This is a genomic window from Candidatus Amarolinea aalborgensis, assembly GCF_900491745.1.
GTDB classification, from domain to species: domain Bacteria; phylum Chloroflexota; class Anaerolineae; order SSC4; family Amarolineaceae; genus Amarolinea; species Amarolinea aalborgensis.
In genome coordinates this window covers 50,419-76,989 of sequence record NZ_UETR01000011.1, presented here as the reverse complement: position 1 = coordinate 76,989, position 26,571 = coordinate 50,419, and the positions used below count along the sequence as shown (strand labels likewise).

The 26,571-nt window shown below is 64.1% G+C and carries 21 protein-coding genes; 7 read left to right on the top strand and 14 right to left on the bottom strand.

Annotated features, from left to right (window positions below):
- Positions 1–60: 60 nt before the first annotated feature.
- From ACPQ6D_RS14855 to ACPQ6D_RS14840, 4 genes are all read right to left on the bottom strand, one after another.
- The gene (locus tag ACPQ6D_RS14855) at positions 61–1,050 is read right to left on the bottom strand and encodes a tetratricopeptide repeat protein (protein WP_423225129.1); all 990 of its coding nucleotides are present in this window, start codon (positions 1,048–1,050) and stop codon (positions 61–63) included.
- Positions 1,047–2,504 carry an NB-ARC domain-containing protein gene (locus tag ACPQ6D_RS14850; RefSeq protein WP_423225128.1) on the bottom strand — a complete coding sequence of 486 codons (1,458 nt, stop codon included), beginning with the start codon at positions 2,502–2,504 and terminating at the stop codon, positions 1,047–1,049. The genes ACPQ6D_RS14855 and ACPQ6D_RS14850 overlap by 4 nt, the downstream gene beginning before the upstream one ends.
- Positions 2,505–3,166: 662 nt before the next feature.
- On the bottom strand, positions 3,167–3,652 hold the full coding sequence (locus ACPQ6D_RS14845) for a ribonuclease toxin HepT-like protein (protein ID WP_423225127.1): 486 nt from the start codon (positions 3,650–3,652) through the stop codon (positions 3,167–3,169).
- Positions 3,649–4,029, bottom strand: a complete 381-nt coding sequence (locus tag ACPQ6D_RS14840) for a nucleotidyltransferase family protein (protein WP_423225126.1) — start codon at positions 4,027–4,029, stop codon at positions 3,649–3,651. The genes ACPQ6D_RS14845 and ACPQ6D_RS14840 overlap by 4 nt, the downstream gene beginning before the upstream one ends.
- A gap of 216 nt (positions 4,030–4,245) precedes the next feature.
- On the opposite strand from ACPQ6D_RS14840, the gene ACPQ6D_RS14835 reads away from it, so the two are divergent.
- The gene (locus ACPQ6D_RS14835; protein ID WP_423225125.1) at positions 4,246–4,890 is read left to right on the top strand and encodes a hypothetical protein; all 645 of its coding nucleotides are present in this window, start codon (positions 4,246–4,248) and stop codon (positions 4,888–4,890) included.
- Positions 4,891–4,995: 105 nt separating this feature from the next.
- On the opposite strand, the gene ACPQ6D_RS14830 is transcribed toward ACPQ6D_RS14835, so the two are convergent.
- From ACPQ6D_RS14830 to ACPQ6D_RS14810, 5 genes are all read right to left on the bottom strand, one after another.
- Positions 4,996–6,168, bottom strand: a complete 1,173-nt coding sequence (locus ACPQ6D_RS14830) for an ATP-binding protein (protein WP_423225124.1) — start codon at positions 6,166–6,168, stop codon at positions 4,996–4,998.
- Between the two features lie 22 nt (positions 6,169–6,190).
- Positions 6,191–6,385, bottom strand: coding sequence for a DUF433 domain-containing protein (locus ACPQ6D_RS14825; protein ID WP_423225123.1), 195 nt, complete (start codon positions 6,383–6,385; stop codon positions 6,191–6,193).
- 231 nt (positions 6,386–6,616) lie between these two features.
- Positions 6,617–7,099: a peptidylprolyl isomerase gene (locus ACPQ6D_RS14820; protein WP_423225122.1), complete on the bottom strand. Its 483-nt coding sequence runs from the start codon at positions 7,097–7,099 to the stop codon at positions 6,617–6,619.
- Between the two features lie 138 nt (positions 7,100–7,237).
- Positions 7,238–8,572, bottom strand: a complete 1,335-nt coding sequence (gene murJ / locus ACPQ6D_RS14815) for a murein biosynthesis integral membrane protein MurJ (protein ID WP_423225121.1) — start codon at positions 8,570–8,572, stop codon at positions 7,238–7,240.
- A gap of 325 nt (positions 8,573–8,897) precedes the next feature.
- Positions 8,898–10,229, bottom strand: coding sequence for a C39 family peptidase (locus tag ACPQ6D_RS14810; protein WP_423225120.1), 1,332 nt, complete (start codon positions 10,227–10,229; stop codon positions 8,898–8,900).
- A 295-nt stretch (positions 10,230–10,524) separates the two neighbouring features.
- Between ACPQ6D_RS14810 and ACPQ6D_RS14805 the strand changes: the two genes are divergently transcribed.
- The gene (locus ACPQ6D_RS14805) at positions 10,525–11,991 is read left to right on the top strand and encodes a helix-hairpin-helix domain-containing protein (protein ID WP_423225119.1); all 1,467 of its coding nucleotides are present in this window, start codon (positions 10,525–10,527) and stop codon (positions 11,989–11,991) included.
- Positions 11,992–11,994: 3 nt separating this feature from the next.
- The gene (locus tag ACPQ6D_RS14800; RefSeq protein WP_423225118.1) at positions 11,995–13,926 is read left to right on the top strand and encodes an Ig-like domain-containing protein; all 1,932 of its coding nucleotides are present in this window, start codon (positions 11,995–11,997) and stop codon (positions 13,924–13,926) included.
- A 1,621-nt stretch (positions 13,927–15,547) separates the two neighbouring features.
- On the opposite strand, the gene ACPQ6D_RS14795 is transcribed toward ACPQ6D_RS14800, so the two are convergent.
- From ACPQ6D_RS14795 to ACPQ6D_RS14780, 4 genes are all read right to left on the bottom strand, one after another.
- The gene (locus ACPQ6D_RS14795; protein WP_423225117.1) at positions 15,548–16,141 is read right to left on the bottom strand and encodes a S1C family serine protease; all 594 of its coding nucleotides are present in this window, start codon (positions 16,139–16,141) and stop codon (positions 15,548–15,550) included.
- Between the two features lie 25 nt (positions 16,142–16,166).
- Positions 16,167–17,078 (bottom strand): S1C family serine protease, encoded by a 912-nt coding sequence (locus ACPQ6D_RS14790; RefSeq protein ID WP_423225116.1) that lies wholly within the window; start codon positions 17,076–17,078, stop codon positions 16,167–16,169.
- Positions 17,079–17,211: 133 nt separating this feature from the next.
- On the bottom strand, positions 17,212–17,928 hold the full coding sequence (locus ACPQ6D_RS14785; RefSeq protein WP_423225115.1) for a LuxR C-terminal-related transcriptional regulator: 717 nt from the start codon (positions 17,926–17,928) through the stop codon (positions 17,212–17,214).
- The gene (locus ACPQ6D_RS14780) at positions 17,921–19,585 is read right to left on the bottom strand and encodes a DNA methyltransferase (protein WP_423225114.1); all 1,665 of its coding nucleotides are present in this window, start codon (positions 19,583–19,585) and stop codon (positions 17,921–17,923) included. The genes ACPQ6D_RS14785 and ACPQ6D_RS14780 overlap by 8 nt, the downstream gene beginning before the upstream one ends.
- Before the next feature lie 555 nt (positions 19,586–20,140).
- Here ACPQ6D_RS14780 and ACPQ6D_RS14775 point away from each other — a divergent pair.
- On the top strand, positions 20,141–21,418 hold the full coding sequence (locus tag ACPQ6D_RS14775) for a HEAT repeat domain-containing protein (RefSeq protein ID WP_423225113.1): 1,278 nt from the start codon (positions 20,141–20,143) through the stop codon (positions 21,416–21,418).
- Positions 21,419–22,370: 952 nt separating this feature from the next.
- On the opposite strand, the gene ACPQ6D_RS14770 is transcribed toward ACPQ6D_RS14775, so the two are convergent.
- The gene (locus tag ACPQ6D_RS14770; RefSeq protein ID WP_423225112.1) at positions 22,371–22,982 is read right to left on the bottom strand and encodes a cytochrome c3 family protein; all 612 of its coding nucleotides are present in this window, start codon (positions 22,980–22,982) and stop codon (positions 22,371–22,373) included.
- 262 nt (positions 22,983–23,244) lie between these two features.
- Here ACPQ6D_RS14770 and ACPQ6D_RS14765 point away from each other — a divergent pair, with 262 nt between their 5' ends.
- The 3 genes from ACPQ6D_RS14765 (at position 23,245) to ACPQ6D_RS14755 (ending at position 26,544) form a co-directional block, all read left to right on the top strand.
- Entirely contained in the window at positions 23,245–24,264 is a 1,020-nt protein-coding gene (locus tag ACPQ6D_RS14765; RefSeq protein WP_423225111.1) for a GNAT family N-acetyltransferase, read from the top strand.
- 30 nt (positions 24,265–24,294) lie between these two features.
- Complete coding sequence (locus ACPQ6D_RS14760) at positions 24,295–24,672, top strand: phage holin family protein (RefSeq protein WP_423225110.1); 378 nt, start codon at positions 24,295–24,297, stop codon at positions 24,670–24,672.
- Between the two features lie 450 nt (positions 24,673–25,122).
- Entirely contained in the window at positions 25,123–26,544 is a 1,422-nt protein-coding gene (locus ACPQ6D_RS14755; protein WP_423225109.1) for an SH3 domain-containing protein, read from the top strand.
- The last annotated feature ends 27 nt before the right edge of the window (positions 26,545–26,571 follow it).

Here is a 26,571-nt window from a genome sequence, read left to right as displayed (position 1 = left end):
TTTGGAATTCCGGCAATCAAATGATCTTACTTGCCAATTATACACGGGGCTGCGCGGTGGTCAATTCACCTGCAGTAGTTTCTCCAAGCGCCGCTGCGTGTTCTGCTGCGCCGGCCGGTTGCCGTGGCGCTCGTGGATGCGTATGGCGGTTTGTAGGGCTTCGATGGCCTCGGCGCGGCGGCTCAGTCCGGCCAGGGAACGCCCCACGGCCTGCAGCACCACACCGCGGCCAGCGTCATCGCCATAGGACTCGACCAGGGCCAGGGCGGTCTGCGCACGCCAGAGGGCCTGCACCCACTCCCCACGCGCGGCCAGCGCATGGTACAGGAAGAGGTGCGCTTTGGTCTCATAGACCACATCGCCCGAGGCTTGCACCAGGGCTAACGCCTCGTGCAGCCATGCCTCCAGCGCCGCCGTCTGCGCCGCGGTCAACGGCTGCAGCTCAACGGCCGCCAGACCGCCCGCTGCAGCCACGGCCGCGTCCAGGTGTACGCGCGCGCGGTTGATCAAAGCATCAGCCCGGCGCGGCGTGTCGCCGCCCGCCGCGGCCAGCGCCACGGCCTGCTCCGCGAACACCTGCGCAGGCGCAAAGTGCTCCGCAGTCAGGTAGATCTCCGCCAGCAGGTTGGCTGCAATCACTTGCCCCAGGCGATCCTGGCCCACTGCGGCCAACGCCAGCACACGTTCACCCCAGGCCAGCGCCTCGTCCAGGTCTCCCTGCCGAAAGCACATCGTGGCCAGGCGGTGCAATAGATTGAACAGGCGTGCAGCGTCCACGCGATCGGCCGCCGCAGCCAGGCGGGCCAGGCACACCTTCCACTCCTGCCACTGCCCGCTGTACATCATGTCGCTGTGCAGGGCGATGGCCAGGTCCACCGCCAACGGCAGGCATACGCCGGTCGTGGCCGCCCACCACAGCGCGCGCAGCGCATGCCCCTGCAGCGGCTGCAAAGCCGCGTGATCAGCCGGTTGACGCCAGCGGGCCAGCCAGTAATGCAGGCTGCGCTCCAGGCCGCTCAGAAAATCAACGGCCAGATCTGTCTCGATCATGAGAGCGCCGCCGGCGTCATCACGCCCACGAGTTCAGACAGGACGAAATACTCGGTCAAGCGGTGAATACTGTAGACCGTGTCCTGCCCTGCGCGCCCCACATTGAGCAGCGAGGCATTGACCAACTCCTGGATCGCGCGGCAAAACTCGCCATCGGCCGGCGCCCCGCTGACCGCGGCCAAGTGCTGCCACGCGGTTCCGCGCGCGTCGAGCAGCGGCATGTGCAGCAGGAGATGGCGAGCCGGCTGAGAGAGGTGCTGCCAGGCATAGGCAAAAAGATAGCGGTAGAGATCGTGATCGCCCTCGCTGACCTGGACGAGATCGCCCAGCACCTGGTCGAGCGGCAGCGACTGCAGCTGCCCCACCACCCACTTGATTGCCAGCGGATTGCCGTCGGTGATGCGCGCGACACGCGTCAGGTCCTCCTCGCTGGCGTGGTGCAGCGCCTCGATGTTGCGATCCTGACCCTCGTAGCGGATGAAATCCACCGCGTCGTGCAGCGTCAGCGGCCGCGTGGTCAGCGACGTGACCGGCTCGAAGGCGCCGACCGCGTAGCGCGAGGTGAGCAAGATGCGGGCGGGGCGTGACAGGCGGTGCAGGCCCATGACCAACGATTGCACATCGGGCGCGGTCTCCAGGTTATCCACGACGACCAGGGTGGGAAGCTCGCCCAGCGCCGCGTGCACCGGCGCCTCGCGGCGGTCAGCGGATTGACCTGTGGTCGCGGCCAGATCGAGGCGACGGGCCAGTTCATCGAGCAGCTGCGCATACGACAGCGCGGGCGCGTCCAGGCTGTGCGCGCGGCCCCAGGCGAACAGCCGCTGCTGCACCGTGATCCAGATCACGCGTTCGAAGCAGCCCTCGTAGATCAGCGCCTCGCAGACCGCGCGCGCCAGGGCCGTCTTGCCGATGCCGCCCATGCCATCCAAGGCCACCAGCCAGTGCGCTTGCGCGTCGGTGAGGAAGCGGCGCAGCGCGCAGAGCATCTCGTCCGCGCCGAACAGCCGCGAGAAGGTGGGGGTTGGCAGCTCATCGAGGGCCTGCTGCTGCCGTGCGCTGAGGCGAGCCACACGTTGCGCGTGCTCCTCGGCCTGCCAGAGGAGCTGGCTCAGCGCGGTCAGGCCGGCCTGTTGATGTTTGAAGAGCGAACGTTCGGAGAAATGGAGGTCGAGGGCGAGCTGCGCCATCGGCTCGCGCTCCACGTAGTGGCGGCGCAGCACCGCGGCGCCCACGGCGTCGCTGGCCTGCAGCCGCTGCAGGCCGTCAGCCAGCACCGCGCGCACCGCGTCGGGTAGGGAGGCGCCGGGAGGACGCAGTTGGGCTGCCCGCACCAGGCGCCAATCGGCCAGGCGCGTGAGTGCCAGCAGTTCATGGTCGTCGTGGTAGGCGTGCAGCGCCTGCTTGACAAGCGTCAGCCACGCCTGGCCGGTGCCGGTTTCAAGGGAAGATGGCATATGCGGAGGCTCCTCAGCCATGCAGCGATGGAGATAGAGAATCCTGGGTTCATTATAAGGGCAAGCTGCGCTCGCCGTCAAACTGCGCCCGCGGCGGTTGGCCATATCTGTGCAGAAAGAGTGCAGTAAGAGTGCAGTAAGTGTGCAGTCCAGATGGGCGCGAGGGCGTGTATACTGGAAGTGCGCAGCGACCTGGCACGCGCGCAGGCAAGGATAATTGGTGACAGCAGGGCGGACGGGCGGTCTCTTGAACGACGCCGCATTCAGGCGGTCTGCATCAAGGCCTTGACCACTAACCAATCGAGTGGGAGCTATCCTGATTTCAGCGTCTGGGTGGATGAATTGAAACTGAGATAGGATGGGTCACAGGGAGAATGACAAGTCTGGGCCATTTCAGCGCCATGACCCGTTGTCATGACGCATCGTATGGCGGCAACCGTTCCGGCCCTGACACGTGGGGAAGCGAGGCTTAGCGCCGTGAGCGGTTGCCGTTTCCTGTGCATCCGCCAACTACCTTCACTCGTGCGCAGCCCGGTCCCTCGGCTGCGCAGCATGTCTTTGGTACTCATGTCTGACCTCGTCGCAAGCGAACAGCGGTCTGAGCAAAATGGTCAAGGACATCTCTTCTCCACCCATTGCGCGCACTGAGTGGTCTCACGGCATCAATCTGATGTCAATTGCTTGAGGAAATCCACAAACCGATCCAAATCCTGTCGAACATGACGCCACAAGGCCGGTAGTTCCAGCACCAGATGCTTCATCCGCTCAGGATCGAGGTTGGTGGCATAAATGTTGCGAATGCGGTGCCGGAACTTGCGGTACTCGTCCAGGCGCATAGCCGTGTCCGTTTGAAGCACAGCGGGGCGCACGTCCAGTACATCCAGGGCCATCTGCCGCAACAGTTCGGTGTGCCAAGCCTCACCGCCCAAGGCGCCGCCATCAAGCTCGACAGCGATTAACTCGAACACCCGCTCCAGGCCGGAATACAGACTATGCAAATTGAGAGCCACCGAATTGAGGTACGCGTCCTGGTCTGTCGTTGTTCTAAGCGCAATCTGCCAATGTTTCTGGATGGTCGCCTGGGTGTGTTCGAGCTCCTCAACTTCAAGCTGTATGCGCCGGGCAAGGACTTGATAGCGGCTGCTCATAGGGTGACTCCGTACTCGACAATTTCGGCGCGCAGGCGTTCAGAGACTGATTCGAAGGCAACCAGGTCAATCTCAAAGGAGGGGTCAATTCGATCCAGCGCGGCCCACGCACGCCAGAAAGCCGCGACCGGAACACCTTCAGCTGCCAGGTCAATATCTGAGCGGGGACCAAACCACGCGCCATGGGCCAGTGAGCCATACGCAATCACGCGCGAGGCTCCGAAAACATCCTTGAGGAGCCGTGCGGCCTCGCGTGCGATAATCCACGCAGCCTGGCGGCGTTGCCCGTTTTCCTCCTTACGCGCCAAATCTCTGGCTTGCGCTGCGTGCCGATATCGGATCATCGCTTCGGGAGATATTGGTATGTTTGTACTCATGTTTGCCTCTGCGCGAGAGTATAGCAGTCCGGGCAAGAACGGTCAAGAAGGTTTTGAATTCGCCAACTTCCATCAATCGTGCGCAGCCGAGGGGACGAGCTGCGCACAGTCCCCCGGGACGGTTAAGCTGGCCGTCGGCGGAGTGACCCAAGTCGGCTGAAGGCTGCCCGCTACGGCCGTTTCGTCAAAATGGCGCGCCTGTGCTATCATTACGCCATGACAGCAGCGATTGATGTTCGCACCTTGACGCGACGCACGATCATTGATATGGCACGACGGCGCCAACGTAGTGGCAGCGGCAGCTCGCGTGAATTCTTGCTTGAGAGAACCACGATGACCCAATGGCCTGATCTCGCGCCTGTGCTTTCACCTATCTTGTGGGCGGTCGTCGGTGCGGCCGCCACACGCCTCTACATGCCAGAGCGGTTCACCCGCGATCTCGACATCGTCGTTGGCGTTCAAGATGTTGAGATCGCGACGCGCAAGTTGTACGCTGCCGGTTACGTGCGCATGGGAACCCTCAGTATCGGCGGCTCACGTTGGCAAAGCCCTGCCGGGGAATCAATTGACGTGATTGAAGGGATTGATCCGTGGTGGCCGGTCGCGTTAGAGGCCGCGCAAGTTAACCGCGACGCGCAGGGACTACCGGTGCTGCCTCTGCCTTACCTGGCGCTCATGAAGTTCAATGCGAGTCGAACGATTGACCTGGGCGATATCGCTCGTATGCTAGGACTGGCCGATGAGGCCGCCCTGGCGCAGGTGCGCAACGTATTTCGCCAGTATGCCCCGGACGGTCTCGACGACCTGGAGAGCCTGATCACCCTGGGCAAGCTGGAGTTGGATTTGCCCTCTTCAGTGTAGATTTCCTCGGTAAAATCGAACCGCAGCCGCTGCGCCGTCAGTTTCACCATCGAGACCGATAGTCAGTGCAGCCCACACCGAGGCATGCGCGCCGGCTTGTCCAGGTCAGGAGGAACCCAACACGAAATCGAGATAGTTTTCCTGGTTGACGAGTTGAACGCCGACGCCATACGCGCGGCGAAACGCGTCGCCGCCGGCTCGCACTGAACCAGCGCCGACCTTGAATTCGTACGCGTGGACGCCGTCAGCCGTTTCTTCCAGGTAGTCTACTTCGGCGCCGCCGTACGCGCGCCAGAAGCGACTGCGCACTGTCTCGCCGCGGTTGGCGAAATGCTTCAGACGCTCCACGACCAGGAAGTTCTCCCACAAACGCCCACGATCGGCGCGGATCGCCAGGTCGTTGAAGTCGTTGATGAGCGCGTTGCGGATGCCGAGGTCAAGAAAGTAGATCTTGGCTTGTTTGCCGATCTCACGCCGCGGGTTGTTCGAGAATGGGTGCAGGCGGGCGATCACGAACGCCTTCTCAAGAATATCGAGATAGCTCACGACCGTTTTGCGATCAATTTTCAGTCGGCTGGCTAGCTCGGTCTCATTCACTTCATTGCCAACCTGGTACGCCAGGGCGCGCGCCAGGTCCACAATCACCTGGGAATAGCGGATGCGCTGGAAGGCCAGGATGTCCTTGAAAAGGTAGCTTTCGACCAGTTTGGCGAGCAGAAGCTGCCGGGTCTTCGGGTCGCCCGCCAGGTAGATCTCCGGGTACAGACCATACAGCAGCAGGCCCGGAAGCAGCGCATCGGCGGACGGCTGGCGCAGCGCCAGGTCAGACAGAACACCGGAAGCAGTCAGCATTTCGCCCAGTGAAAACGGAAACAGGGTGAAGTCGAGATAGCGTCCCGTCAGGGCGTCGGTCACCCGATTGCGCAGATCGAAACTCGATGACCCTGTGGCGATCACGACGAGCTGAGGGTACAGATCGTAAAGAATCTTCAAGGTCAGGCCAGGGTTGTCCAATCGCTGCGCCTCATCAACCAACACCACATCTACACCTGCCACCAACCGGTCCAACAGCGTCCGCGCGGTCGTGTCAATCGCGCGGCGTTCCTCTTCTACATCGCAGTTCAGGTAGCGAACACGACGACCGGCGCGTGCCAGCCTGGACTCGATGGCATGCAGGAGGGTCGTCTTCCCCACTTGCCGCGCGCCCAGGATCAAGATGACCTTATGCAGGGAGGTGCATCGCTCGATGATGGTTTCTTCTAGAAATCTAGGGATCATGTTCCCGATAGTAATATAACTTTCAGGAATTCGCAAATCTGGCAGCACCGACGGCCAGTTCGATCTCGCCCACGTGGGCTGTCACATTAGCCAGGGCGTTGCGTAAATCAGCCGGTCGTAAGGTGGGGAAGTTGCTGAGGATACGTTCTTCCGACCGTCCCAGGCGGCGGTAGCCGGCAAGCGACCAGCCTGGTCCCTCGGCTGCGCACCATGTCATTGATACTCATATCTGACCTGGTCGCAAGCGAACAGCCGTCTGAGTCAACCGGGCAAGGTCGTTTCCGCGCCTTGACGAACCCGTCTACCTGACAGCGACACTCATGATACCCTCCAAGAAGAAGTATTCGACCACAAGGAACGCAGAGATCACGAAGAAGCAGTAGAGCAGCCCCACGTCGGCAGCCTCTTTGCGCTCTTTGTGTTCCTTGCGGCCAACAGCGCGCGCGGTTTACGCCTCGGTAATCGTGACGCTCGATATCACGTCGCCCTGGCGAATGGCGTTGACCACGTCCATTCCCTTGACCACCTTGCCGAAAACGGTGTGCTTGCCGTTCAGGTGCGGCTGCGGCGAGTGCGTGATGAAGAACTGGCTGCCGTTGGTGCCAGGTCCGGCGTTGGCCATCGAAATGACGCCGGTCTCATGCTTGAGCGGGTTGCCCCGCGTTTCATCTTCGAAGCGATAGCCCGGCCCGCCGGTCCCTGTGCCAGTCGGGTCGCCGCCCTGGATCATGAAATTGCTGATCACGCGGTGAAACGAAACACCGTCATAGAAGCCTTCACGCGCCAGGAAAACGAAATTGTTCACCGTCTTCGGGGCATGCTGCGCCGACAAGGCCACCTCAATCGTCCCCCGGATGGTCACGAGGGTGGCTGAGTAATTCTTCTTGACATCAATCTGCATCGCCGGGGGACTATTCCACTGCTTCGCCATATTGTGCTGATCCTCTCTTAGTTGGTGCGCCTGCCGCCAGACAAAGGCCGGGCAGGCACGCTATTATACCACAGGACAATGATGACCGAGTCTTCCGCAATCTTCGTTCTCTAATCTCTGATCTCCGATCTCCGATCCTCATTCTCCCCCCAACCGCCGGCGCAGCACAACGTACAACGCGATCACTTCTGCCGTGACCGCGATCGAGTTTGCGAGAGCCAGGCCGCCGAAGCCCAACGGCCCCATGAGCAGCAGGCCCAGCAGGATGTTGACCGCCGCCGATGCCGCCGCCAACAGCAGCGGCGTGATCGTGTCCTGGCGCGCAAAGAAGGCGCGTGCCACCAACTCCAGGCAGGAATGACCCACCAGGCCCAACGCGTAGAAACGCAGCGCCACGTAAACCGCCTCAGTGCTGTGGGCATCGAACGCGCCGCGCTGATAGAGCAGCTGCAGCAGCGGCCGGCCAAACAGAATCAGGCCGGCGGCCGCGGGCACGGTCAGCGCCACGACGACGCGCAGCGTCTGGTGCAGGGTGCGCCGCAGCCCGGCCAGGTCGCCCTGCGCCGCCAGTTCAGCCAGGGTGGGAAACGCAACCAAGCCAAAGGCCGTGCCGATGATCGTCTCCGGCAGCTGCATCGCGTCCCAGCCCCATTCCAGCGCGCTGACGCTGCCCGGCCCCAGGCGCGAGGCGAGGTTCGTCATCATGATAAGCGTCGCATGAAAGACGCCCAGGTCGAGCAGACGCGGGCCAAGCAGCCAGAGGACGCGGCGCACGGCCGGCGCGCCCAGGTCAAGCACCGGGCGCCAGTGAAAACCGTAGCGCAGCAGGGCCGGGATTTTGATCGCCAGGTGCAGGCACGCGCCGACCACAGCCCCCACCGCCAACCCGCGGGCGCCTAACGTTGGACTGAGCCAAACGGCGCCGGCCACGATGCCGAGCGGGTAGACGACCGGCGCCAGGGCTGGCAGCAAGAAATGCTTGAAGCCGTGCAAGACGCTGCCCTGTACCGCGCTGACGCCAAAAACGATCGTGGAAAGCAGCAAGATGCGCATCACGGCGGCGGTTTCAGTCTGCGCGGCGGGCGTGAAGCCAGGCGCGATCAGCGTGCGCACAATCCAGGGCGCCAGCAGTCCGGCAACAACTGCCAGCCCGGTGACGGCCACGACGACCAGGTTGGTCACGGCGCTGGCCAAACGCCAGGCGCCCGCGCGGTCATCGGCGGACAGGAACCTGGCAAACACGGGAATGAAGGCCGTTGCCAAGGCGCCCCCGGCTACGATGCTGAAAATCAAATCAGGCAGCTTGAACGCGGCGTAATAGGCATCCAGGTCGGCCCCAATGCCAAATTGGCGTCCAATGATGATGTTGCGCAGCAGGCCGGCCGCGGCGGCCAGACCAAACGCGGCAGCCACGACCAGGGTGTTCCAGGCAATGTGTGTGAATCGTGAGGTGGGCTGTCCGCGTAATGTCATGCGCGATTTTCCTTACTGGCACGCTGGCTCGCAACAGCGTTGTCTTCGTAGGTCCGGCCTCCTGGCCGAACGACGCTGGCGCAGGGAAACATGATCTGTGGCCGAGAGCGTCGTCACGCCGGAGGCGTGACCTACCTGGGACGCTGGCTCGCAACAGCGTTGTCTTCCGCAGGTCCGGTCTCCTGGCCGAACGACGCTGGCGCAGGGAAACATGATCTGTGGCCGAGAGCGTCGTCACGCCGGAGGCGTGACCTACCACTGGCGCGACCATTTTCACAGGGCGCCCTTGCGTTGAAATCGTCCGTCGAAGCCAACGGTCGCTTGTTCAGCGCGCCAGCTCATCTACGGCCGCGGCGAAGCGCGGGTTCAGCGCCACGGCCCGTGCAAATGCCTGGCGCGCGCCCTCGGCATCGCCCAGCGCGGCCAGCGCGCGCCCGCGCCAGAAATACAGTTCCTCGACATCGGTCGTGGTTTTGAGCGTGGCGTCGGCCAGAGCAAGGACTTCCGCATAGCGCCCTACTTCAAAATAGGCTTCGAACGGGCCAAACTGATACCAGAGCATGCGCCAGGGCAGACCCAACTGCCGCGCGCGGTCGTACGCTGCGGCCGCCTCCGTAAACTGCGCAAGGGTCGTGAGGTCGCTCCCCAGGTTGAACCAGGCGAAGGCGTCTTGCGGCCGGGCGTCCACATCAGCCCGCGCGAGCGCCAGGCCGTGCTGCAGGGCCGCGGCCGCATCGGCATCCGCCCCCAGGATGGCCGTCACCAACGGCGCTTGCTCCGCCCGGTAAACAAGCAAATAGGTGTGATTGAAGATGCGCCACAACGCTTCCATCTCCGCGTAGGGCACGCGGATGCCCTGGTACGAATCGCCTTTTTTCAGGCCATTGCTGACATACGAATCATAGACGATCCATACCTGCGCGGCGTCATCGTAGCCAGTCAACAGACGGTAATGCCCCATGCCATCGTTCGGGTGCGGCTCCAGCCAGGTTTCGATCAACACCGGCAAGCCGTTGCTCAACAGCAGGCGCAGGCGGTCGGCGTCGCCATGGGCGCGCACCAACGCTTGCAGACCCTGGGACTGGGCAAACGCAGCCATTTCCCCCAGATTGACGTTCTTGTCCTCTTTGTTGGGACGCAAGGCGCGGCGGATGTCTTCCTGGCGCAGCGCGCTGCCGAAGTAGCTGAGCTGAAAAGAGAGCGTGGCAGGGCCGCAGTTGTTCCAGGTCTGCCACTCATGGCGCACCCCAGCCAGCAAAACTTGCGCCCCGGCCGGTTGAAAAAGCAGCTGCGGTGTGGGCGCAGTCGTTGGCGCGGCGCGCGGCAGCGTGGCATCTGTGGGCAGGATCAACGGCGGCGACGACGTCGGCAGCCAAGGGGTGGCCGTCAATGTTGGCCGCGGCTGGCGCGGCGTAGGCGACGGGATGCTGTCCGCTGGCGGCAAACCCATCGCAGCCACCGTGGCCGTGGGCAGGGGCGTCGGCACAAACAGGGGATGCGCTTGTGGTTCGCCCAGCGCGGCTTGCGCGCGGCGCCAAAGCCCGTCCAGCCCACCGTAGCGCTGCGCGCCAACGGCCAGCAGGAGGAGTCCGCACAGCGCGCCAATCGCCAGCATGACCAGGCCTGGCCTCAGCCATCGTAGTTTGCGTTCGCTCATCACATGAAGCATAACCCGTAAAACGCACCGCATGTCCGATTAGTTTCCGAAATCGGCGCCGATTTCCTGCCCTGCTGCGGCCAAAGGCAACCATCAACGGGTTGACTGCCTGCCAATCCGGCTATTGTAGCGGGGGCCGCTGCAGGCATTTGTAATGTACCTTTTAATTCCGCTGTGCTATAATATCCCTGTCAATCGCCCAGATAACCACCTGGCGACCCATCACCCTCTTCGCGGGCGCCGCCGTCCAGGAATCAGCCATGTGCTTGCAGATGCCGAGACAAGGAAGGTGTTTATGCCAATTTCGTTCAACTTCAGCCCGTTAGCCGCCCTCGTATTGGGCATTTTGATCGGTTTCATCATCGAATGGTTCTTGGAGCTGCTCTATTTCAGACGCCAACGCCGCGGCAGCGAGGAACGCCTGGCGCGCGCCGAGGCTGATCTGCAAGAGCGCAGCCGCGACCTGTTGGCCACGCGCACCCAGGCGGACGCCCTGCGCAGCGACCTTAGCACGGTCAAAGCCCGCGTGACCTCGCTGCAGGCTGAGCTGCAGGCCTGCCAGGCTGCGACGGCGGAGGCGCGCGGTCAGGCGTCCAGCCTGCAAACGCAGCTGCATAATACCACAACCCAGGTCAGCGGCCTACAATCCGGTCGCCAGGACGTGGATGCACGCCTGACGGCGGCGCTGGGCGAACTGGAGATGCTGCGCGCACAGGTAGGCGACGCCAACACCCGCCGTGATTCGCTCGACGCCGCCTTGCAGGCGCGCGAGGCCGCCTACCAATCGCTCGATGCGGCCCTGGCCGAATCACGCACGCACGAGGCGGCCCTGCAAGATGAGATCAGCCGCTTGCGCGCCGATTTTCAGGCGCGGGATGCCAGCCTGGGCGCCGCGCAAGGCGACCTGGACAGCCTGCGCCGCCAGCTCAACGAGACCACTGCCCGCCGTGATTCACTAGACTCCGTGCTGCAGGCGCGTGATGCGGCCTATCGCGCGCTGGAAGCTGCCCTGGCCGAATCGCGCACGCACGAGGCCGCGCTGCAAGACCAACTGGCCAGTCTGCGAGCCGATTGGCCCGCGCAAATTCCGGCCCTCGAAGAAGCGGACAGCCTGCGCAGCCAGCTTGCCAGCGCAGCATCTCACCCGGAAGCGGCGGCCGCCGACGTGAGAACAGCCAATGTGCAGGCAGAGCTGGCCGCCGACGGCAGTCGCAGCGCGCCATTTGGACAACAAGAGTCCACAATCAGCGGCCTGGCAGGACTAGGCGCCGGTCTGGCGGCCGGCGGAGCTGTCTTCAGCGGGGCTGCCGATCAGAAGGCGCACATGACCGCCTGTCCGCAGGACCTCTCCAAAGTGCAAGGCGTCGGCCAGTCGTACGAAGCCAAGCTGTACGCCGCGGGGATCGGCAGTTTCTGGGAACTGGCCAATGCGGACGACGAGGAGCTGCGCCGCATCTTTGGGATCAAGGGCTTTCAGAAAGTAGACCTGGCTGCCATCAAAGCCGACGCGCGGCGTCTCGCCGAAGCCACGAACTCGATCGGTCGAGGGTGGGACGGCTCAGCGCCAGACGACTTCGAGACGATGGAGGGCATCGGCGCTGTCTTCGAAGGTCAACTGTACGATGCCGGCATTTGCACCAACCGCGCCCTGGCGGATGCCAGCGAGGAGCAGTTGGCGCAGATCTGCCCGACGCCCGCCTGGCGTCGCCCGAACTATGCCGACTGGATTCGCCAGGCCAAAGCCAGACTAGGGGAGGCTTAAGTCATGTTTCGCCAACGTGGATGGTACTGGACGCCGCTCTTCGATCGTTGGCAAGTGCTGGCTGCACTGCTGCTGGCGGTGCTGTTCATCGTGCTGGTGACACGCGTCAACCCGGCGCCTGCGCCGGTCTTCACATCACCCACCGCCAACGCGCAGTTGGCGGCCGATGGGCTGGGCGACGCCGCGGGCACGGCCCGCGCCAATCAGAACATTCGCCTCTTCGACGCCGACAGCGCCATCGGCAACACGCAGGCTGACGCCCAGGGCAACTGGCGGCTGCCGCTGCCGGCGCTGACTTCCGGCCAGCACACGCTGTTTGCGCGCGTCGTGGACAACGGCGGCAAGGTGCTGGCAAGCTCAGGCCCGCTGAATATCACTGTGCTGCCAGCGACCGCGGCCACGCCCACGCCGGCCGTCGTGGTGCCCACGATCACCTCGCCGGCGCCCGGCGCGCAGTTGACGGTTGGCAGCCTGGGCGACCTCGCCGGCGCCGGTCGGCCGGGCGACACCTTGCACATTTTTGATGGCAACACCGATCTTGGCGCGGTGACCGTCAGCCCAGACGGGACATGGCGCTTCCCCTTCCCGGCCCTGGGCAGCGGCAGCCATGTCATCACGGCGCGCGCCGTGGCCGCCAACGGCAACCTGTTGGCCGCCTCCGTGCCGCTCAACATCAGCATCGTGGATGCCGCGACAGCAACGCCGACTGTCGTGATCCCCACGATCACCTCACCCGCGCCCGGTGCGCAGTTGACGGCTGGCAGCCTGGGCGACCTCGCCGGCGCCGGCCGGCCGGGCGACACCCTGCGCATTTTCGATGGCAACACCGATCTTGGCGCAGCGACGATTGGCCCGGATGGCGCCTGGCGCTTCCCCTTCCCGGCCCTGGGCAGCGGCAGCCATGTCATCACCGCCCGCGTCGTGGACGCCAGCGGCAACACCTTGGCGACTTCGCAGCCGCTCAACATCACGATCGTAGACGCCGCTTCACCCACGCCCACAGCCGGCGCGCCAGGAACGACCCCAGGCGCAACGCCAGGCGCGGGCGGCACGCCAGGCGCAACTCCTGGGGCGGGCGGTACGCCAGGAACCACGCCCGGCGCGGGCGGCACGCCAGGAACCACACCCGGCGCCGGCGGCACGCCGGGAACCACACCCGGCGCGGGCGGTACGCCAGGAACCACGCCCGGCGCGGGCGGCACGCCAGGAACCACACCCGGCGCCGGCGGCACGCCAGGCGCAACACCCAGCGCCGGCGGCACGCCGGGCGCAACACCGGGAACAACGCCGGGCGCAACACCCGCCGCCACGCCAACGCCGGTTGGCACGCCCAGCAGCGGGCGCGTCAAAGCGCCGACCCTGACCAGTCCCCTGGTCTCGCCGCTGCACACCAGCCGGCCGCTTTTCGCCGGCACGGCTGAACCTGGCGTCAAGGTGCGTCTCTATGATGGCGACAAACTTCTGGGTGAAGTCACAACCGATGCGACGGGCAACTGGAGCTTTGTGCCGCCGGCGGCCCTCACAGTCGGCGATCATGTCTTGCGCCTGGCCGCGGTGGACGCCGATGGCAGTGAGGTCTTTGCGGATCCGCTGCCGTTCACGATTGCGGCCGATGCACAGCCGGCCGCGCCGCCCACCATCAACCTGCCGCCAGGCGGCCAGCTTCCAGCGGGCGAACGGCTGACCGGCGCAGCGCCGCCCAACAGCACGGTGACTATCTACGCCGGCCGTAAGGCGCTGGGCACCGCGCAGGTCGGCCCGGATGGCGCCTGGCAGTTCATCGTGCCAGCCGATCTGACGCCTGGAGATTACGACTTCAAGGTGGCGGCCAACGACGCCAGCGGCAACCTGCTGGGCGAGTCGCTGCCGGTGCGCATCAAGATCTTGCCGCCGGTCGGATTACCGACGACGGGAGGCGATCTCAGCGGGGAGTAACGAGGAGACCGGAGATCGCCGCGCCGGTGTGTATCTGCGTGAATTAGCGCAAATCTGCGTCCGCCTGGTTGAACCGGGCTGGACGCAGATTCGCGCTGGCGGCTCGCAGCCGCCGAATGAATTCGGGCCGAAAGGGCGTGCCGCCACAAGGCCGGCCTGCGCCGGCCGACATCGCGTCCGCGCAGGCGGACGCCTGGCGGTACGCCCATCAGGCGCGAATTCATTCGCTCTGGACACGCAGCGGTGCGCGGTCAGGCGCAATTTCATTCGCTCGCTGGACGCAGATTCGCGCCGGCGGCGCTCGCAGCCGCGGCATGAATTCGGGCCGAAAGGGCGTGCCGCCACAAGGCCGGCCTGCGCCGGCCGACATCGCGTCCGCGCAGGCGGACGCCTGGCGATACGCCCATCAGGCGCGAATTCATTCGCTCTGGACGCCCGGCGGCGCGCGGTCAGGCGCAATTTCATTCGCTCGCTGGGCTGGACACAGATTCGCGCCGGCGGCGCTCGCAGCCGCCGAATGAATTCGGGCCAAAAGGGCGTGCCGCCACAAGGCCGGCCTGCGCCGGCCGACATTGCGTCCGCGCAGGCGGACGCCTGGCGGTACGCCCATCAGGCGCGAATTCATTCGCTCTGAACGCCCAGCGGCGCTCGCAGCCGCCGCATGAATTCGGGCCGAAAGGGCGTGCCGCCACAAGGCCGGCCTGCGCCGGCCGACATCGCGTCCGCGCAGGCGGACGCCTGGCGGTACGCCCATCAGGTGCGAATTCATTCGCTCTGAACGCCCAGCGGCGCGCGGTCAGGCGCGGTTTCAATCGCTCTGGACGCAGATTCGCGCTGGCGGGGCTCGCAGCCGCCGCATGAATTCGGGCCGAAAGGGCGTGCCGCCACAAGGCCGGCCTGCGCCGGCCGACATCGCGTCCGCGCAGGCGGACGCCTGGCGGTACGCCCATCAGGCGAGAATTCATTCGCTCTGAACGCCCGGCGGCGCGCGGTCAGGCGCGATTTCAATCGTTCGGGACGCAGATTCGCGCTGGCGGGGCTCGCAGCCGCCGCATGAATTCGGGCCGAAAGGACGTGCCGCCACAAGGCCGGCCTGCGCCGGCCGACATCGCGTCCGCGCAGGCGGACGCCTGGCGGTACGCCCATCAGGCGCGAATTCATTCGCTCTGAACGCCCGGCGGCGCGCGGTCAGGCGCGATTTCAATCGTTCGGGACGCAGATTCGCGCCGGCGGCGCTCGCAGCCGCCGCATGAATTCGGGCCGAAAGGACGTGCCGCCACAAGGCCGGCCTGCGCCGGCCGAGATCGCGTCCGCGCAGGCAGACGCCTGGCGGTACGCCCATCAGGCGCGAATTCATTCGCTCTGGACGCCCGGCGGCGCGCGGTCAGGCGCGATTTCAATCGTTCGGGACGCAGATTCGCGCTGGCGGCGCTCGCAGCCGCCGAATGAATTCGGGCCGAAAGGGCGTGCCGCCACAAGGCCGGCCTGCGCCGGCCGACATCGCGTCCGCGCAGGCGGACGCCTGGCGGTACGCCCATCAGGCGAGAATTCATTCGCTCTGAACTGAACGCCCGGCGGTGCGCGGTCAGGCGCAATTTCAATCGCTCTGGACGTTTTCAGATCAAACGCGCACGGAGTGACGCAGGAACTCTTTGGCAACGTGTACGGGCACGGCGGCGCCCACATCCGGCCCGGTCATCAGTGTGTTGATGCCCACCAGGCGGCCGACCTTATCCACCAGGGGGCCGCCGGAATTGCCGGGGCGCAGGTGCAGGCTGACCATCACCAGGTCGCGTGAGCTGCGCGGCATCTCCGGCCATTGCGAACCGACGCCGATGACCACGCCCGTGGTGACGACATTGCGCACCCCCCACGGATGCCCCAGGGCAAACACCAGTTCACCCGGCTGCAGACCACGCGAATCGCCCAGGTCAACCACGGGGAGGCCATTGGCCTCGATGCCAAGCACGGCCAGGTCGTTATCTGGGTCGCTCGCCACCAGCCGGGCCGGCAGCTTACGGCCATCGGGCAGTGTGACGTTGAGCGAGCGCCGTTGCACGACATGATTGTTCGTCAGAATCAAGCCGTCCGCGCGCCAGATCACCCCTGACCCGGCCCCGCGCATTCCACCGTTGGTAATCTGCACCAGGCTGCGCTGCGTGCCGCCGACCAGGTCGGCAACCTCATCGTTCAACTGCAAAAGTATGTTTGACATGCGTGTTCCTCACACCTCTCCAGGATTACGCGCTGCGCTCGCCAATGACCACGTTGACGGTCTGCACCTGGCCGCCGCGCACGATGCGCGCCGCCACGGCGCGGCCGACGCGGTCGCCGCTCAACAGGGCCATCAGATCGTCGAGATGGCGCACGGGCTGTTCGTCCAGGCTGATGATGGTGTCGCCCATGAAGAGACCAGCCTTGTCGGCCGGGCCATCAGCTTCCACGGAACCAAGCAGCAGACCGGTTTCCTGGTTTAACTGCTGAGCCAGCAGGGCCGGCAAACGCGCCGCCTGCGCGCTGACGCCCAGGTAACCGCGACGCACGCGGCCGTGCGAGAGGATCGTTTCCACCACCCGGCGCAGCGTCGGCGCGGGAATCGTCAGGCTGATGCTGCGCAGCATGGCCGAGGTGTTCATGCCGATGATCTGGCCGGCCGCGTCCACCAAGGGGCCGCCGGAGAAGCCAGGATACATCGCGACGTCACTCTGCAAGTAATGATCTACTTCGCCGCCGGCCGGGGTGCGCCAGCTCTCGCCGAGCGCGCTCACGATGCCGAAGGTAGCCAACACGCGCTGACCTGGACGCCCCAGAGCCAACGCCAGGTGTCCCACGCGCAGATTAGCCGGGTCGGCCCAGGTCGGCGCGGCCAGGGGAGACTGCCCATTGCCAAGCTGCGCCTGCAGCACCGCCACATCGGTCGTGGGGTCGCGACCCAGCAGGCGCGCGGACAGCGTACGCCCGTCATGCAGGCCGATGCCGATATTGTCATCCTGCTCAACCACGTGATGCGCGGTGATGATCACGCCCGCGGCCGACCAGACGATGCCGGTGGCCGGCAGGCGCCGCCGCGCTTCCACCCGCACCACGGCCGGCCCGGCCTGCTCCACGGTGAGCGCCAATGCATCCGAAAAATCCTGTAAAACTGAAGTCATCTGATTTTCTCCTCTGTGAATCATCATTACCAATCAAACAGGACCAGTATCGCGCAGCCCGCGTGCGCAGGCTTCCGCCGCTTGGTGAGGGTGCGACCTGGAAAAAAGGTTAGGTTGAAGCGCGTGCTTGAGACTAGAGGGCAACCAGGCCGAGGCGCGTGGCGCGCACGACGGCCTCGGTCCGACTCTGCGCGCCCAGTTTGCCCAGGATGGCGTTGATGTGGAATTTGACGGTGTGCTCGCTGATGATGAGCTGGCGGGCAATTTCCTTGTTGGACAAGCCCTCGGCCAGTCGGCGCAGCACGTCCAGCTCGCGCGGAGTCAACGTCTCAAGCAGGGCGGCCGTTGGGCGTTCGGCGGGCATGATCAGCGCCGGGGCCAGGGCGGGGTCCAACACGGCCAGGCGCGCCCTGGCCGCGGTCAGCGCGGCAATCATCATGTCTGAGGTAGCGTCGCGCAAGAGGAGGCCGCGCACCCCGGCGGCCCACACGGCCGATGCGTGGGTCGGATCGGGCGCCAGGGCCACCAGGGCCAGCTCGGGCCGTTCCAGTTCGGCCAGGCGCTCCAGGGCCGACTTGCCGCCCGGCGCGGTCACGCGCTGCGGATCCCAGCCGAGGTCCCACAGCACGGCATCCGGGCGATACACGTCCAGCGTGGCGGCCAGCTCCGCGTCGGCCGGGGTCTGACCGATCACCTGGCAGCCTGGTTCGCCGGCCAGCAGCGCGGCCAGGCCCGCGCGAGCCAGGGGGTCATCGGCAATAATCACAATGCGCAGCGGCGTGGATGAAAACATGGCGGGATTGTCGCTCAGGAGCAGCAACCGCTGGACAGAATCGTCCGCGCTAAACATCGGTCAGTCCGGCCAGTTCCGGCTGCTTCATCTCGGTCGCCTTGTCGGCGCGCGGCGCCTGCTTGAAGGTCTGCGCGGAGGGTGGCATGTTGACCGTTTTGCCCTTGAGTAATTCCTCAATGGTGAGCAGTTGAATGCGGGGGTATTTCTTGCCCCAGCCCGGCGAATCGTAGAAGCCGGCGGCGTGCGCGGCCGCCTCCATCTCCTTGGTGGGCGCTTCCAGGGTGATGAAAACGCCCAGGGCCGCGTCCTCGTTTTGCAGCGCGCCGATCAGGTCGCGCACATCGCCTGACTTGACGTGCCCGCTTTTGACCTGCACGAGCACGCGCTTGGCCTTGCCGCTGCGATCGTCCATGAAGGTGATGACGCCGTCCACGCCTTTGTCGCTGCCCTTCTTGCCCTGCCTGACGCCGGCCGCGCCGCCGACTGGCTTGGCGCGCACCAGGGAGAGCGCCCACCACTGAAACTGATAGCGGTCGTCCTGGGCGAGCTTTCTGGCCGCGCCCAAGTCTTCCGGCTCACCCACCACGCGCACGGTCAGGTTGGGGAACATGCTCTCCAGGCGGTACTTTTGCAGCGAAATCGAAAGGTGCGTGATGTCAATGCCGATCCAGCGCCGGCCCAGCTTTTGCGCCGCGGCCACGGCCGTGCCGCAGCCGCAGAAGGGGTCGAGCACCCAATCACCGGGGTTGCTGCTGGCCTGGATGATGCGTTCGAGCAGCGCCAGCGGCTTCTGCGTGGGGTAGCCGAGGCGTTCAGCCGCCTGGGCATTGATGGGATCGATATCGCTCCAAACATCCTGTATAGGAACGCCTTTGACTTCGCTAAAATAGCGGCGATATCGGGGCCATCCTCCTCGCAAAGGCCAGTAAATACGCCCTTCAGCATCAAGTTGTTCGAGCTTCTCGATGGTGTATTTCCAGTGATTCCCTTTTGAAGCAGGGTCAAAGCCGCGCCATGGTTGGCCGGATGATCCGTTACGCGTGCCCGCAGCCGTCAGATCGGACAGGGTGAAAGCTCTTCCTTGCTCATCAGTGGAACGATAATGGGTACTTACATAGGCCGCATCGAATGGCTCATATTGCTGGTTCCAAACAAACATCTCAGATTTGCCGTAAAAAAAGAGCACGTCATGAACGGGTCCGTATCGCTTCGCGCTGCTATGGGCACTTGTTCGCTTCCAAATGATCTCGTTCAGAAAATTCTGAGGTCCAAAGACTGCATCCAACACCATTTTCAAGTAATGACTGGCGGTCGGGTCGCAGTGCAGGTAGAGGCTGCCAGTCGGCTTGAGCACGCGGTGCAGTTCCACCAGGCGGCCAGCCATCATCACCAGGTAGGCCATCATCTGGTTAGCGCCGATGAACTGGCGCAGCGCGCCGATCATCGCGGCCACGTGCGGCGGCGCGCTGGAGATCAGCGCTTCGTACTGCTGCGCGGCCGATTCGCCCCAGTGCCAGGTGTCGTCGAAGGCCATGATCTGCGACTCGGCCTCGCGGCCGCTCTCGTCCTTGAAGAGCACGTTGTACGATCGGCTGGAGTTGAAGGGCGGATCGAGGTAGATCAGGTCCACGCTTTCATCGGTGATGTACTCGCGCAGAATCTTGAGGTTGTCGCCGTAAAACAAGGTATTGTCGCTGATCGGTTTCGGAGACATGACACGCCTCTCGTGGTGGAAATGGTGGGGACATTATAGCGGAAACACGATACACGAACAACCTTGCGATGCATACGCGCTGCGCTGTTGACCCGCAGCGAGCAATTGAAATCGCGCCTAATGGGCTTCGTTAGCGGACAATCACGTGCGTGAACGCAATGCGCCGGTCGGCGTTGCATCGGCATCGCACCGAGGGTGTAACGATTTTCCCCCCACGACCTGCCCTGAGCCTTCGGCGTGAGCGCGGCTCGCCGAATGCTGAGTCGAGCCGCTGATGCCGGTCAACCGGTTCTCGGCATCGTAGGTTGCGAGCGCGCCGCCAGCCGTGGAATACAAAGGCACCCTGAAGAGCGATGGAACGATGAGGAAGGCCAAGGGATCGGTTTGTCAAGAGGCGATTTTTTCGCAAGTGACCTGTCATAGGCCAAAGCCGCTTACAAGCGGCAGCGCAGCACACGTGGGGAACTGCTCTCTGCGCAACGGGTTTCTTTGCAGCAACGGCGGTTGCGTGTATACTACCCACCCGATGATGATCGTCTCTGTAGGTCAACCCGCGTGAACACGACTGCGACCATTCCAGCATCACGCCAGGCAGGAAGCGCCTGGCAGCGCCTGGCCCGACGGCTGCAAGGCTGGCAGGAAAAGGTGCTGCGCGGCCTGCGCTACACCCGGTTCCAATGGCAGCCGGAAGCGCGCGCCTGGCTGCGCCAACAACGTATGGCGCTGGCAAGCCCGTCTCCGCACCAACGCTGGCAGGCCGCGGCCGCGCTGCGCGACGTTCCGCTCAGCGGTCACGATCTAACGGCCCTGGGCGATCTACTGCTTGATGCAGAACCGTTTGTCCGATGGGAGGCAGCGATGACCTTGAAAGATGTAGGCGGTCAAGCCGCAATCGGAATCTTACAGCAGACCCTCGCTGGCGATAGTCCCGTTGGCCTGGCTGCGGCCGCCGAATCATTGGCCGAGCTGGGCGAGGTCACGGCGATCCCGCGCCTGATCGAGTTGACCCAGCACGATGATCCCGGCGTGCGCGCCAGCGCCAGCGCCGCGTTGGGCCGGCTGGCCCAAGCGCAGGACGATGAGGTTATTCAGGCGCTCATCACCGCGTTGAAGGATGCCATTCCCGGCGTGCGCCAGGTCGCCGCGCAGGCGTTGGGTCGCGTCGGATCGCCGCTGGCGGTGGCCCCATTGATTGCGGCGCTGCGGCGGCGGGATGAGTTCCGCCTGGTGCGGCGCGCGGCCACCTGGTCATTGAGCAAGCTAGGGCCGGATCCGCTGGCGGTGGAGGCGCTGTCCGAAGCGCTGACCGACAGGGACGGGGAAGTGCGTCAGTTAGCTGCGCAAGGGTTGGGGCAGATCGGTCACGCCAGGGTGATCAGCCTGCTGCGGCCGTTAGTAGAGGATTGGCACGACACCGGCCGCGGCACGGTGGCCATGGCCGTCATCAAAGCGATCCAGGAAATCGAAGCGCGCAACGCCGAGCTGCGGCCGCCGACGCCCGAAGCGCCGATTGAGCACGGCGAAGAGAGCCTGAGCGAGCGCAAGCAGCGCTTGGGCCTGGCGCCGGCCACGCCAGAACCTGCGCCGGCCGCGGCCGCAGAGCCAAGCCGAGTAGAAACGCCTGCGCCGGCCACGCCGCCTACGCCAGAAGCTGACGATGGGGCGGCTGAGCCTGCAATCGTGACCACGGAGCCGGTCGCAGCGACTGCGCCGAAGCGACCCTCCACGCGCAAAGCCGCGCCCAAGCGTGAGCGCGCGCCGCGCAAACGCAAGGCTCCGGACGCCGAACCACCTGCGCCCGCGGAGGGCCTTGAGCTAAACGACGAGGCGTAAGCGCCTGAGCGCAAAAAACCGAGCGAGCTGGTCAGGAGACCAGCTCGCTCGGTTCTTTCGGATGTAAGCGTGCAAAGGGATAGACAGGACGCAGATTCACGCTGGCTACGCACGCAGATTTTTGCTCGAATCTGCGTTTATCTGCGTCCCACGCCAAAACTCCGGTTTTTCGGATGTAGGCGTGCACAGGCATAGACAGGACGCAGATTCACGCTGGCTGCGCACGCAGATTTTTGCTCGAATCTGCGTTCATCTGCGTTTATCTGCGTCCCACGCCAGAACTCCGGTTTTTCGGATGTAGGCGTGCACAGGCATAGACAGGACGCAGATTCACGCTGGCTGAGCACGCAGATTTTTGCTCGAATCTGCGTTCATCTGCGTTTATCTGCGTCCCACGCCAGAACTCCGGTTTTTCGGATGTAGGCGTGCACAGGCATAGACAGGACGCAGATTCACGCTGGCTGCGCACGCAGATTTTTGCTCGAATCTGCGTTCATCTGCGTTTATCTGCGTCCCACGCCAGAACTCCGGTTTTTCGGATGTAGGCGTGCACAGGCATAGACAGGACGCAGATCAACGCTGGCTGCGCACGCAGATTTTTGCTCGAATCTGCGTTCATCTGCGTTTATCTGCGTCCCACGCCAGAACTCCGGTTTTTCGGATGTAGGCGTGCACAGGCATAGACAGGACGCAGATCAACGCTGGCTGCGCACGCAGATTTTTGCTCGAATCTGCGTTCATCTGCGTTTATCTGCGTCCCACGCCAGAACTCCGGTTCTTTCGGATGTAGGCGTGCACAGGCATAGACAGGACGCAGATCAACGCTGGCTACGCACGCAGATTGGGCGATACTGCTGGGCAGCAGGCGCTGCGTTGAGGAGCTGCTCAGATCCAATCTGCGTTTTTCTGCGTTTATCTGCGTCCGATCTGAATCAGCACGAAATCAGCCGCATTAGCCGCCTTCACCGAGGAAGCTGTGGCAGCGCTGACAAGTCTCTTCGGTGTGCTGTCGGTTAAGGAATTGCAGCTTGGGATCGCCATTGCTGGGATGGGCCTGATGGCAATCCACGCAAGTGGCGGCCTTGGGGTCGCGAGCCTGCCACTGGCTGAGAAAGGCGTGGAAGTGGCGGTTCATGTCACGTGTGGCGACGGCGTCGGCGTGACATTTCAAACAGTGGGCGTCATCAATCGGCTGCGTCAGCGGCGCCGGCTGCACGGCGGTGTGCAGCGCAAAGGCCAGCAGGTCGCCCGCGCCCAGGCGCATGGCCGCCACGCGACCACCCAATCCCGGCCCGGCATGGCAGTCAATGCAGCGCGTGGACTTGCCGTGATGAAAGGAAGCCAGGTCGCTTGGCTGCGCAGCCAGCGAACGCTGGTAGTAGGTCGCCTCGGGTTCTGAGTGGCACGACGCGCAAAAGCTATCTCGCTCCTCCAGCGTTTTGGCCGCCAGAAAACCCCCGCCTGTCAGCACGAAAAATGCACCCAGCAGCGCCACTGGAATCAACCACCAGGCGCGCCGCATCACAGGCGCACTTTTCTTCGTTTTTGGATCACGTCCTGCCATACCAACCTCCGCGCCGAGCCAATGAGCCGTCATGCAGCCGCGACCTGCTGCCCAGCAGCCGCGTGCATGACCGATAGCATACCCCTATCGCGCCGAAAAGGCAAGCTGATCGTATGAGAATTCGTTTAAGAATTTGTTAAGGGATTGCCCCGACAGCCGATGCCAGTAATTGCTGTTCGCTGACAAAACCACGCCTTTGACATCTCCCCGAAACGATGTTAAACTCACCACATCCAAGCGACCTGGGAGCAGACCGGGACCGATGACCACGCACGCGCTGACCGCGACGGCGAATCAACCAATGCAAGCTGCCCATTTGCGCCCGCTCGACGTGCGGCGTGACCTGGGCGAGGTGGCTGACCTCATTCACGACGCCTTTGCCGATGAGCTGGACGCCAGCGGCCTGAGTGCGCTGCGCGAAATGCGCACCTTCGGCCACATGGGGCCATTCACCATGTTCCTCAGCCGCTTCAGCCCAGATTTCCACGACATGCTCGACGGCTTCGTCTGGGAGGAAGATGACCAGGTGGTTGGCAACATCACCGTCCAGCGGGTTGACAGCTACGGACAGCGCTGGGCGATTGCCAACGTGGCCGTGGCGCGATCCTATCGCGGCCGCGGCATTGCCCGCCAACTGATGACCGCGGCGCTCGACTATATCCATCACCGCGGCGGAGACTGGGCCATTCTGCAGGTGCGGCGCGACAACGACATCGCGCGTGGTCTCTACGAGCGCATGGGCTTCGACGTGCTGGGCGGACTGAGCGACTATCGCCTGGCGCGCGTGCCCAAGACTATGGCCTCGTTTGCGCCGCCGCCGGGGCTGCGCCCGCTGCACGTGGATGAATGGTACGCCACCTATGAACTGGCGCTGGCGGCCACCCCTAGCCTCATGCACTGGTGGCGCCCGGTGCGCGCCGATCATTTTCATCTTTACATCGAACGGCGCCTGAATGAAGCCTTTCTCAACGTACTGGGCCACTCGCGGGTTGCGCGCCTGGTGGCGCCCAATGCCGCCAAGCCCAACCAGTTCGATGCCTTTTTACTGCTGAAAATGGCCCGCTGGCAAGGCCAACATACGCTGGAGTTGTTTGTACACCCGGATGAGCGCGGCAAGATCGAATACCCATTGATTCATCACGCTCTGACGATGCTGCGCGATTATCCCATTTATCCAATTTATACTTCAATTCAGGCGACGCATCAAGAGGCAGCCGATGTGCTGCAGCGATTTGGTTTCAACGAGATGCGCACCTTGCTCACCATGCGTAAGCGGCTATGAGCGGCGCGCGCCACAGACAAGGAGGTCACGATGAATCGTTTTATCATTCGCCTGCTCATCAATGCGCTGGCGCTCGGCATTGCCGCGCAGGTGGTGCCAGGCATCGCCTATGACGGTTGGCAGTCGGTTATCATCGTCGCGTTCATCTTCGGCCTGGTCAATGCGATCATCCGACCGATCCTAACGCTGTTGACCTGCCCGCTCATCGTCCTGACCCTGGGCATCTTCACGCTAGTCATCAACGCGCTGATGCTCCTGCTGACCAGCAGCATCGCCGAGGCGCTGAACATCGGCTTTCGCGTCGACGGCTTCAGCGCCGCGTTTTTCGGCGGGCTGATCATCAGCATCGTCAGCTTCTTCCTCTCGGTTTTTGTACGCGACGATGGCGAGCGACGCGTCAACGCCTAGTTCGACGTTATGTGGCATTGTGCCATTCGACGGGTGTATTTCTGAATGAGGGCGTAGCCCCGGAGGGGCTTGCACTTCGTAGCCGGATGGCCTTTGGCCTCCGGCGGGGTTGGATGCCGCATGGCCTGCGCGCAACCAACGCCGCCCGACCGTGAACGGATCGGGCTACAAAGTGAAAGGCCCTATCGGGCCTGACAGCTCCGGAGGGGCTTGCATCTCGTAGCGGGCGCATTTCAGTATCGCGGCGTAGCCCCACAAAGGTTCGGCTTGGCAGTGGTTGCAGCGATTCAATCGCCCGACCCGCCCCCATTCTGAAATGCACCCCGTTCGACCAAGTGGATTGACGGTTTTCGCGTTCATGCGGTATACTTGCGCGGCTGCAAGTTCTCCGTTAGTTGTTTCATGTTGGCCGTGCGACCAATCACCCCGCATTACGTTGAGGTCTGTGGGATGTCACCAAGCCTGGAGAGTGTGTGCGAACGCCTGGAGGCGGCTATCCACGCCCAAAACAGCGCGCAGTCGCCGGCTGAGTCGGCGCTGGCCCTGCTGCAGTTGAACGCGGCGCTGACGCAGGCTCTCTACCAGGAGCCGCTGGCGCAGCCCAGCCTTCCGTCAAATCTGGCGACCGATCCCGCGTCCCAGACTCCAGAGATCGGTCAGGCCGCCACCGCGCTCACCAACCTGCTCACACCTGACCGCGCGGCCGCCCTGTCTGATATTCAGGCGCTGTCCGCGCGCGTTCTCGGCGGCGATGCCAGCGTGACCGGCGACGAGCTACATCAACAGGCCAACCTGGCGGCGCAGTTGGCGGTTGAAATCTGGCCGCACCTGAGCGATCGCCCCTGGCCTCGGGTCGAGCAGCCGCTGTACCGTACCATCCAGGAAGCATTACCCTCCGACGTAGTTCAGCTCCAGCGCGAGATGCAGCGCCAACGCCAACGCACCGTTGAACTAGAGCAGAATTCGCTGCGCCAGTCACGCGCACTGGCCGCGGCCAACAACGAGGTGGACCGCCTGCGTGCGATCCTGGCTGGCGTTAACAAACAGGAGCACGCGCGTCCAGAATGGCAGCAGGGTTTGCAGTCTCTGCTCATCGGCTTGACCTTCATCGGCATTGGCCTGGCTGCCTTTTTCCTGGCCCGCTGGACACTCAACCTGCCGTGGCCGTGGCTCTTCATCGGCTTCATCATCGTGCTTGGGCTTCCCGTCGGTCTCTATGCCGGCGTTGTTTACGCTGTGCGCGGCGTTCGCAAGCTCAGTCCCGACCGCTTGCTGGGCTATGCCGCCATCTTCCTCATCCTGGCCTTTCTGGCGACCGCGCTCGTTGACCGTTCATCGCCGCGTTTTGGGGATCGAGCAGGAAGCGTGGCGACACGCTGGGTGGGCGGCGCGCTTCGATCCCCCCTCACTCTGATTCAAGCCGGACTGCGGGCGCCGGCCCCATTCATTACCGCGCTGCGTGGACGTTCACCCGCGGCGGAGCCTACGCCGCTGCCCACCGCCCTGGCGGCGGCGCCTACGTCAGCGGCCAGCGCAGCGCCGACTGACGCCGCGCCCTTGACGCCCACCCTTCCCCCGGCCACCGTGACCTTGCCGCCGGCAACCCTGGTCATCACGCCGACGGCGACGTTGTCCGCCACCGTCAGCAGCACGATCACGGTTGGCAGTCAAGTGCGAGTCGTCAATACGCAATTCTTGAATGCTCGGCGCAGCGCGGGCCTGCGCTTTCAATTAGCCACACGCTTTCCCGCCGATGCGATCCTGACCGTGGTGCAAGGTCCCATTACGGCCGACAACTACACCTGGTGGGAAGTCAAAGGGGAAGCCGGTCAAGGCTGGTGCGCCGATCAATGGCTGCTGTTAGCGCCCTAAGGGGGCATACGTCTTTGATGGTTCTTT